The following is an 8,324-nucleotide window of genomic DNA, read 5'->3' as shown; positions in this document are numbered from 1 at the left end:
ATCCCGACCTATGCGGTGCCGCTCAGGAGCTTCGCGCTCGGCTTTGCCCGCATGGCCACGACAAATGGTTTTGGCCCCGAGAGAGCCAAGGCCGCAAAGCGGCTGCTGGCCGCCTGCATGGCCGAGCCCTTCTTCGTTGCCGGCACCGGCCGCGGAGACGTCGCGCTGATGGAGGCCGCACCAGGGCGGATTTTCACGAAAGGCGGCGCAGAAGGCGTCCATTGTGCCGCGATTCCGGAACTTGGCCTCGGCATCGCGCTGAAATGCGATGATGGCGCCGGCCGCGCCGGCGGAGCCATGGTTGCCGCCGTTCTTGCCAAATTGTTGCGCGCCGACGAGGCCCTGGCGTCAAAGCTGAGCGAACTGGCAAGCGCGCCCATCGAAAACCGGAACGGTGCCAAGGTCGGGGGGCTCAGGCCCACCGCGGCCCTCAACTGACGTGATTGTGCTCGACGGTCAGATGCGCATAGCCGGTATCGTTTGACGAGGCGAGATCGCCTGTCGCCGGCTCGGCCCAGCGCTGGCCGACAATAGCGCCGTTCAGGGCGCCGTCGATGACGTTGTCGGATATGACGGCCGTGCCGGCGCCCTCGACGACGGACACGACGATGCCGGTTCCAGCCTTGCGGATGATGTTGCCGGTGGCCACGACATTGCGCAGATACGGCCCCCAGCCGATCTGCATGCCGTAGAGCGGTGCGTTCTCGATGACATTGTTGGAAACGGTCGTGTCGGCTTCGACGCCGATGCCGACGCCAAATCCTGGCGAGTCGGCAGGGTAGGGGCCGCTGGTCGAGAGATTGCGCACGATGTTGCCCGAGCAGACGCCCATGCGGCCGCCTTCGTTGAAATTGACGATCGAGACGCCGTTGGCGGCGCCGTCGACAATGTTGTTGCTGATGATGGCGCCTTCGAACGAGAATTCCGAATAGACCGCCGTTTCACCCGAACGCGAGCAGGTGTTGCCCGATATTTGCAGATTGCTGGCGCTGTTGGCACGGATCGCCGAGAAGGCGCAGTCCGAGACGATGTTGCCCGAAATGACGACATTGCCGGCGCGAAAGGCGTTAATGCCATTGCCGTTCTGTCCCGTTCCGCCGCTGCGCGCCTGGATCCGTTCGACGCGGTTACCGGTGACCATGGTGCCGTCTTCCGCCGCCTGCCAGCGGTGCACGAGGATGCCGCCATTGGCGCAGTCGGAGACGGTGTTGCCTGTGATGGCCAGCCCGCTGGCCTCGACCGAATAGATGCCGGCATCGGCAGCCCCCGATATCTCCGAGCGCTCGACCCGGCCCGAAGCGTGTTCCAGCGCCAGTCCGTTCTTGCCGCTGCCGGTGATCTGGCAATTGTCGACGACGAGGTGCGCGACCCGGCGCAGATCGAGCAATCCTTGCGCATAATCGCCCATCGAGTGGTTTGCGCCGTCGAAGACCAGCCCGCTGAGTTCGATATGGTCGGCCTGTTCGGCCATGAACAGGTGGCCGTCGCCACCATAGACAATCCGCGTTGCGCCCGGCACGCCGGAAAGACGCACGCGGCCGGGCAGCGAGAGGTTAGAGACGACATAGGTGCCGGGCGGCAGGAACACGGGCATGTCGCGGTCGTTGGCGTCGCGCAGCAATTTGGCGAAGGCCTTGCTCTGATCGTCGAAGGTGCCGGGCTGCACACCGAGTTCCGTGGCATTGATCGAGCCGCGCATCGAGGCTTTCTCGATGCCGGTCAGGCTCGCTGCCGCCGCCTTGCCGAACGAGAGGCCCATGATGGCAAAGCCGGCGGTTCCGGTCAGCAGCGTTCGTCTGTTCAACATCGGCACAGGGTCCTGGCGTTCAACCTTGGCGTCGCAGGAATCGTGCCAGACGGTCTGCCTCCTCTCAAGACCGGAGACAATGGCTTGTCGAGCAGCCTTTCCGCGCCTAAGTTCACGGAATGAGCAGAGCTTTTACCCGCGAGGAAGACAGCGAAAACGCCATCGCCGGTGTCGGTGAGCGACCGGTCAGCCAGCACCGCAATCTGGTGACGGAGCACGGTCTGGCGCAGATCGAGGAAAATCTCGCCGATCTGCGCGATCTCCTGGCGAAGGCCGAGCGGAAAGCAGACCGCGAGCGCATCGCGGTGGTGTCGCGCGACCTGCGCTATTGGACCGCCCGACGCGAAAGCGCCGAGCTCTCCGTACCGGAGCCGGGCAGCGACCTTGTGCGCTTCGGCATGGGCGTCACGCTCGAGGGCGATGACGGCAGGAAGGTGCACTGGAAAATCGTCGGCGAGGATGAGGCTGATCCCACCAAGGGTAGCATTTCGCATGTTTCGCCGATGGCCGTGGCCCTGTTCGGCAAGAAGGTCGGCGACTTGGCCAGCGTCAACGGCAAGGAATGGGAAATCGTCAAGCTCTCCGAGAGCTAATCCTCGAGCTTGACGACATGGTCGCGGAAGAAGGCTGCGGCTCCAGTTTCATCGATCTCGCCAGCGGCAACCATCAAGACCAGTTGAATCACGTCCTGCTGGTCGGCCTCGACGCTTAATCCGTTGAAATAAAGAAACAGATCGGCCGCGGCAAAGGCAGTACGCTTGTTGCCGTCAACGAAGGGGTGGTTCTTGGCGATGCCGAACAGATATGCCGCCGCCAGTTCGCACAAATCCGGATCGCCATAGATCTCTCGCTGCTGTGGACGGGAGAGCGCCGACTCCAGCATGCCCTCATCTCGTATACCTACCGCCCCGCCGTGCAGGCGCAACTGCTCGGCGTGAAGCGACTCCACGAACTCCCGCGAATGATGTTCGGTCATTTCGCGAGCGCGCGGTAGGCAACCTCGTACTTTTTCATCCGCTCGCGTGCGATCTTCATCTTGCGCTCGAACTCCTCGGCGCTGTCTTCGGTGCGACGCAAACGAAGCTCTTCGCCTTCCTGAACGATGACGATGCTGTCGCCTGCCTTCATGTTCAAACGGTCGAGCAGCTCCTTCGGTAGGATCACGCCCTCGGAATTGCCGATCTTGCGTATGGTCGTGTTCATGACGGATATCCTGTTGCAACGTCGATTATAACTCGACCAACGAGAAGTTGCAACAGATATTATAACAGGCCTAAGCCAGCAGCCGGTCCAACAAACGATCCGCTGCCTCTGGAATGACCGTGCCCGGCGGAAAGATCTCCGCCGCCCCCGCCTGCAGCACGGCGTCATAGTCCTGCGGCGGGATGACGCCACCGGCGACGATCAGCATATCGCCTCGGCCGAGCTTCTTCAGCGCGTCGCGCAGTTCGGGGATCAGCGTCAGATGTCCCGCCGCCAGTGACGAGGCGCCGACGATATGGACGTCCTGTGCGACGGCGAGCCTGGCGATCTCATCGGGTGTCTGGAACATCGCTCCAACAGTGACGTCGAAGCCGAGATCGGCGAAGGCCGTGGCGATGACCTTCTGGCCACGGTCGTGGCCGTCCTGTCCCATCTTGGCAACGAGAATGCGCGGCCTGCCGCCGGATTTCTTCTCGAAGGCTTCAAGTTTGCCCTGCAGTCCGTCGACCACGGCATTGTCGCCGAGGGCCTTGCGATAGACGCCGGAAATGGTCTGCACCGTGGCGACATGGCGGCCAAAGGCTTTCTCCAGCGCCATCGAAATCTCGCCGACCGTGGCATTGGCGCGCGCGGCGCGGATGGCGAACTCCAGCAGGTTTTCTTTGCCTTGCGCGGCACGGGTCAGCGCATCGAGCGCGCTTTCGACGGCGGCGACATCGCGCGTGCCTTTCAGCCTTTGCAGCTTCGACAATTGCCGGGCCCTGACCTCGGCATTGTCGATCTTCAGCACGTCGACCTCGATGTCGGTCTCGGGACGATGCGCGTTGACGCCGACCAGCATCTGCTCGCCGGAATCGATGCGCGCCTGCGTGCGCGCGGCGGCTTCCTCGATGCGCAGCTTGGGAATGCCTTGCTCGGTCGCGGCGGCCATGCCGCCGAGCGCCTCGATCTCCTCGATGTGGGCAAGCGCTCGCGCTGCCAGGTCGTGCGTCAGCCGTTCGAGATAGGCCGAACCGCCCCACGGGTCGATGACACGCGTCGTGCCGGATTCCATTTGCAGGATGAGCTGGGTGTTGCGGGCGATGCGTGCCGAATGGTCGGTCGGCAGCGCCATCGCCTCGTCGAAGGAATTGGTGTGCAGCGACTGCGTGTGACCCTGCGTCGCCGCCATCGCCTCGATCATGGTGCGGACGATGTTGTTATAGGGATCCTGCGCCGTCAGCGACCAGCCCGAAGTCTGGCAGTGGGTGCGCAGCGACAGCGAACGCTCGTCCTTCGGTGAAAAATTCTTCTGCATCAGGGTCGCCCACAGCAGGCGCGCGGCCCGCAGCTTGGCGACCTCCATGAAGAAGTTCATGCCGATCGCCCAGAAGAAGGACAGGCGCGGTGCAAAGCGGTCGATGTCGAGGCCCGCCGCAACGCCTGCGCGGGCATATTCGATGCCGTCGGCGATCGTATAGGCGAGCTCGAGGTCGGCCGTCGCGCCGGCCTCCTGCATGTGATAGCCGGAGATCGATATCGAATTGAATTTCGGCATGTTCTTCGACGTGTAGGAGAAGATGTCCGACACGATCCGCATCGAGGGCTTCGGCGGATAGATGTAGGTGTTGCGGACCATGAACTCCTTCAGAATGTCGTTCTGGATGGTGCCGGCAAGATCCTTCTGCGCAACGCCCTGTTCTTCCGCCGCGACGATGTAGAGCGCCATGATCGGCAGCACCGCGCCGTTCATCGTCATCGACACCGTCATCTCGCCGAGCGGAATGCCGTCGAAGAGCTGGCGCATGTCGAGAATGGAATCGATGGCGACGCCCGCCATGCCGACATCGCCGGCGACGCGCGGATGGTCGCTGTCATAGCCGCGATGCGTGGCAAGATCGAAGGCGACCGACAGTCCCTTCTGGCCGGCGGCGAGGTTGCGCCGGTAGAAAGCGTTGGATTCTTCGGCCGTCGAGAAGCCGGCATATTGCCGGATGGTCCAGGGCTGCTGGACATACATGGTCGGGTAGGGGCCGCGCACGAAGGGCGGCAGGCCTGGGTAGGTGTCGAGATGCGGCAATCCCTTGAGGTCGCTTTGATTGTAAAGATGCTTGGCGATAAGGCCTTCCGGTGTCGTCCGCTGGCCTTTGACCTCGACGGGTGCGCGGCGTGGCGGGACCCAGCCGATCTGACCGAAATCCGGGATCAAGAGGCGGCTCCGATCGATTGGTCGATGCGGGCCGGAAACAGCGGCTCGCAGACGGCAACGCCTTCGGTGAAGGCGGGCCGTCGCTCCGCTACCAGCGTCTCGACCGGCTGTTCGTTTTTCAGGGGATAGAGCGTGGTGCCGATGATGGCCCGCTCGCCTGCCCGGTAGGCTGCATTGCGCTGCGCTGCCGCGGAGTGAACGCGCTTCTGGATATGTCCGTCCTGAAGGCTGGACAGGACGCCGCCCTCGGCCTCGATTGTCTGCAATTCCGCCCAGGCCATCTCACAGAGTTCCGCGGTCAGCGCTTCGACCGCGCCGGAACCATAGGCGGGATCGGCGACATGATCGATATGGCTTTCATTGGCCATGATCAGCTGTGCGTTGCGGGCAACGCGACGGGCAAATCCCGCGGGCAAGCCATGCGCGATCGTGTGCGGCAGGATGGAGATGGAATCGGCGCCGCCGGACGCCGCGGCAAAGCAGGCAATGGTGGTGCGCAGGATGTTGGTCTCCGGGTCCATCGCCGTCATCATGCGATACGACGTCTCGGCATGGATGTTGGCGGTGGATGTCGGGATCGAACAGGCCTCCTGCACCCGTGCCCAGAGTCTGCGCAGGGCCCGCACCTTGGCCATCGACAGCAATTGGTCCTGGTCGACGCTGAGCGCAAAGCCGATATGGGGCGCGGCATAGACAAGCGGCTGCCGCGCCGTCTCGAACATTCTGAGATAGGAGACCGCCGAAGCCAGCATGATGCCAAGCTCCTGCGCCTCTGTCGCACCGGCGTTGTGGAACACACGCCCGTCCGCCTCCAGCAGCACGCCTGGAACGCCCATGGAGAAGAAATGCGCCAGCGACTGCGGCATCGAAGCCTGCAGCGCCTCGATCGACATGCGCAGCCGGCCGGTTCCGGCGAAGATGGCCGCCGGATCGATGCCGAAGGAGAGGTTGAGCTTTGCCGGGTCCGAACGGCGCTTGCTCAGGAACGCGACCAGCCAGTCGGCCACGGCGCGGCTCCAGGGATGGGCGTCGATGCGAACCTGGACGCGGTTGAGCGGTACGCCGTCCAGCACCGTCTCCAGCGCCTTCGCCGTTCTCGGCAGGCCGTAACCGAACGCGTTCGGTGCCCCTTCGAAGACAAGCGACAATCCCGTAGCGCCTTGTGCTACGTCCTCCAGTGCCTGGGTTCTGGCACGGTCGATGTCCGGATCGTCGATGCGCTGGCTGACGATCCAGGGCAATTTTGGATTTGCGCGCACGATCGGTTCTGCTGCGGTGCTGCGGTCGTAGAGCGGTTCGATGCGGATGTTGTCATCGCTATGCGAGACCAGCTTCTCCTCGAAGGATGCGCCGGCCAGCGCTTTTTCAGCCAAGGCCAGCCATCGTTGGCGCTCGGCGTTCTCGGGTTCATCATCCCTAGTCAAGGCTCCGGCACCCATCCGTCTTCCTCGTTCTACGCGGCCGCACCAGCCGGGAGCAGTTCAGTCTACGGTCCCCGGTCCGATATCGCAATGCAATGCGCATTCAGAGACCGAATTCGATCCATCAGATATAGGTCAGCCTGCGTGGACGAACCATGAACGATTGCCAAACACCGGCAAAATCCGCAAGCTCCAAAAAAGCCGATTTTGAGGGCGGCCCCGATTTGAACGATTGGCCCGATTTGAACGACTGGCCCGATTTGAACGACTGGCCCGATTTGAACGACTGGCATTGTCGCTGTGCAATGGCCTCACTATACCTGCGGCAAGGCCACTGGCTTTAGACACATCAGTTTGCGGAGACCGGATATATGGCTGACGACACCAGTATTTTCATCGGCGCCAGCCGCAAGCCTGACGACAGCTATCAGCGTGCCGAGCAACTGTTGCTGCAATACGGGAATCGCCACGGCCTTGTGACTGGCGCCACCGGTACCGGCAAGACTGTCACCTTGCAGATCCTGGCGGAAGGGTTTTCCAATGCCGGCGTGCCGGTGTTCTGCGCCGACATCAAGGGCGACCTGTCCGGCATCGCGATGATGGGCACGGCACAGGATTTTCTTGTCAAGCGGGCCGAACAGGTCAAGCTTGACCCCTACGACTTCCAGGAGTTTCCGGTCATCTTCTGGGATCTGTTCGGCGAGCAGGGCCATCCGATCCGCACTACGGTCTCGGAAATGGGGCCGTTGTTGTTGTCGCGCCTGATGAACCTGACCGACGCGCAGGAAGGCATCATGAACATCGCCTTCCGCCTGGCGGACGAGGAAGGCCTGCTGCTGCTCGACATGAAGGATCTGCAGGCGCTGCTGGCCAACATTGCCGAGCGCGCCGACGAGATCGGCTCGCGCTACGGCAATGTGACGAAGCCGTCGGTCGGGGCCATCCAGCGCACGTTGCTCGTCCTGGAGCAGCAGGGCGCGGCAAACTTCTTCGGCGAGCCGGCACTGCGCATCGCCGACATCATGCGCACCACGCGCGACGGACGCGGCGCCATCAGCGTGCTTGCCGCCGACAAGCTGATGATGAATCCGCGGCTGTACGCGACCTTCCTGTTGTGGCTGATGTCGGAACTGTTCGAGGTGCTGCCGGAAGTCGGCGACCCCGACAAGCCGAAGCTGGTGTTCTTCTTCGACGAGGCACATCTTCTGTTCGACGAAGCACCCAAAGTGCTGATCGATCGCGTCGAACAAGTGGTTCGCCTGATCCGCTCGAAAGGCGTCGGCGTCTATTTCGTTACGCAAAACCCTTTGGATATCCCTGAAAAGGTTCTGGCCCAGCTCGGCAATCGCGTACAGCACGCGCTGCGCGCCTATACGCCGCGTGAGCAGCAGGCGGTGAGGACGGCAGCCGAGACGTTCCGGCCAAATCCCGATTTCGACTGCATGACCGCCATTACCCAGCTCGCCACTGGCGAGGCGCTGGTTTCGACGCTGGAGGCCAAGGGTGTTCCGTCCATGGTGCAGCGGACACTGATCCGCCCGCCATCCTCGCGGCTTGGGCCCATCACGGCCGCCGAACGACAAAAGCTGATCCAGGAAAGCCCGGTCGCCGGCCAATACGATCAGGTCATCGATCGCGAATCGGCTTTCGAGATGCTGCAGAAAAAGGCCAAGGACGCGCAGGATGCCGAAGAGCAGGCTCAGCA

At 62.9% G+C, this 8,324-nt stretch carries 8 protein-coding genes; 3 read left to right on the top strand and 5 right to left on the bottom strand.

All coding sequences use genetic code 11. The features are described from left to right. A partial coding sequence (locus EN935_RS13030) for an asparaginase (RefSeq protein ID WP_206534512.1) occupies positions 1–438 on the top strand: 438 nt, incomplete at its 5' end. Here EN935_RS13030 and EN935_RS13025 read toward each other — a convergent pair. Beyond that, on the bottom strand, positions 431–1,807 hold the full coding sequence (locus EN935_RS13025; RefSeq protein ID WP_127264949.1) for a TIGR03808 family TAT-translocated repetitive protein: 1,377 nt from the start codon (positions 1,805–1,807) through the stop codon (positions 431–433). The two genes, EN935_RS13030 and EN935_RS13025, sit on opposite strands and share 8 nt — an antisense overlap. Positions 1,808–1,926: 119 nt before the next feature. Between EN935_RS13025 and greA the strand changes: the two genes are divergently transcribed. Next, on the top strand, positions 1,927–2,400 hold the full coding sequence (gene greA, locus EN935_RS13020; protein ID WP_109662476.1) for a transcription elongation factor GreA: 474 nt from the start codon (positions 1,927–1,929) through the stop codon (positions 2,398–2,400). Here greA and EN935_RS13015 read toward each other — a convergent pair. The 4 genes from EN935_RS13015 to EN935_RS13000 form a co-directional block, all read right to left on the bottom strand. Then, positions 2,397–2,783 (bottom strand): type II toxin-antitoxin system death-on-curing family toxin, encoded by a 387-nt coding sequence (locus EN935_RS13015; protein WP_126068468.1) that lies wholly within the window; start codon positions 2,781–2,783, stop codon positions 2,397–2,399. The genes greA and EN935_RS13015 overlap by 4 nt on opposite strands. After that, positions 2,780–3,010, bottom strand: a complete 231-nt coding sequence (locus EN935_RS13010) for an AbrB/MazE/SpoVT family DNA-binding domain-containing protein (protein WP_023760503.1) — start codon at positions 3,008–3,010, stop codon at positions 2,780–2,782. The genes EN935_RS13015 and EN935_RS13010 overlap by 4 nt, the downstream gene beginning before the upstream one ends. A gap of 70 nt (positions 3,011–3,080) precedes the next feature. Further along, a complete protein-coding gene (gene scpA / locus EN935_RS13005; RefSeq protein ID WP_109662482.1) occupies positions 3,081–5,198 on the bottom strand; it encodes a methylmalonyl-CoA mutase in 2,118 nt (705 codons plus the stop codon). Further along, a complete protein-coding gene (locus EN935_RS13000; protein WP_127265938.1) occupies positions 5,195–6,637 on the bottom strand; it encodes a methylmalonyl-CoA mutase subunit beta in 1,443 nt (480 codons plus the stop codon). The genes scpA and EN935_RS13000 overlap by 4 nt, the downstream gene beginning before the upstream one ends. A 353-nt stretch (positions 6,638–6,990) precedes the next feature. On the opposite strand from EN935_RS13000, the gene EN935_RS12995 reads away from it, so the two are divergent. Then, the coding region (locus EN935_RS12995; RefSeq protein WP_164771108.1) for a helicase HerA-like C-terminal domain-containing protein at positions 6,991–8,324 on the top strand (1,334 nt) is incomplete at its 3' end.

It is taken from the genome of Mesorhizobium sp. M7D.F.Ca.US.004.03.1.1, assembly GCF_003998635.1.
Lineage (GTDB): Bacteria > Pseudomonadota > Alphaproteobacteria > Rhizobiales > Rhizobiaceae > Mesorhizobium > Mesorhizobium loti.
This window is presented reverse-complemented; position numbering and strand designations above follow the sequence as displayed.

Bases quoted from the DNA above. Each gene is read 5' to 3' on its own strand.
- EN935_RS13010 (WP_023760503.1), bottom strand. From the start codon at position 3,010: ATGAACACGACCATACGCAAGATCGGCAATTCCGAGGGCGTGATCCTA.
- EN935_RS13025 (WP_127264949.1), bottom strand. From the start codon at position 1,807: ATGTTGAACAGACGAACGCTGCTGACCGGAACCGCCGGCTTTGCCATC.
- EN935_RS13015 (WP_126068468.1), bottom strand. From the start codon at position 2,783: ATGACCGAACATCATTCGCGGGAGTTCGTGGAGTCGCTTCACGCCGAG.
- greA (WP_109662476.1), top strand. From the start codon at position 1,927: ATGAGCAGAGCTTTTACCCGCGAGGAAGACAGCGAAAACGCCATCGCC.
- EN935_RS13000 (WP_127265938.1), bottom strand. From the start codon at position 6,637: ATGGGTGCCGGAGCCTTGACTAGGGATGATGAACCCGAGAACGCCGAG.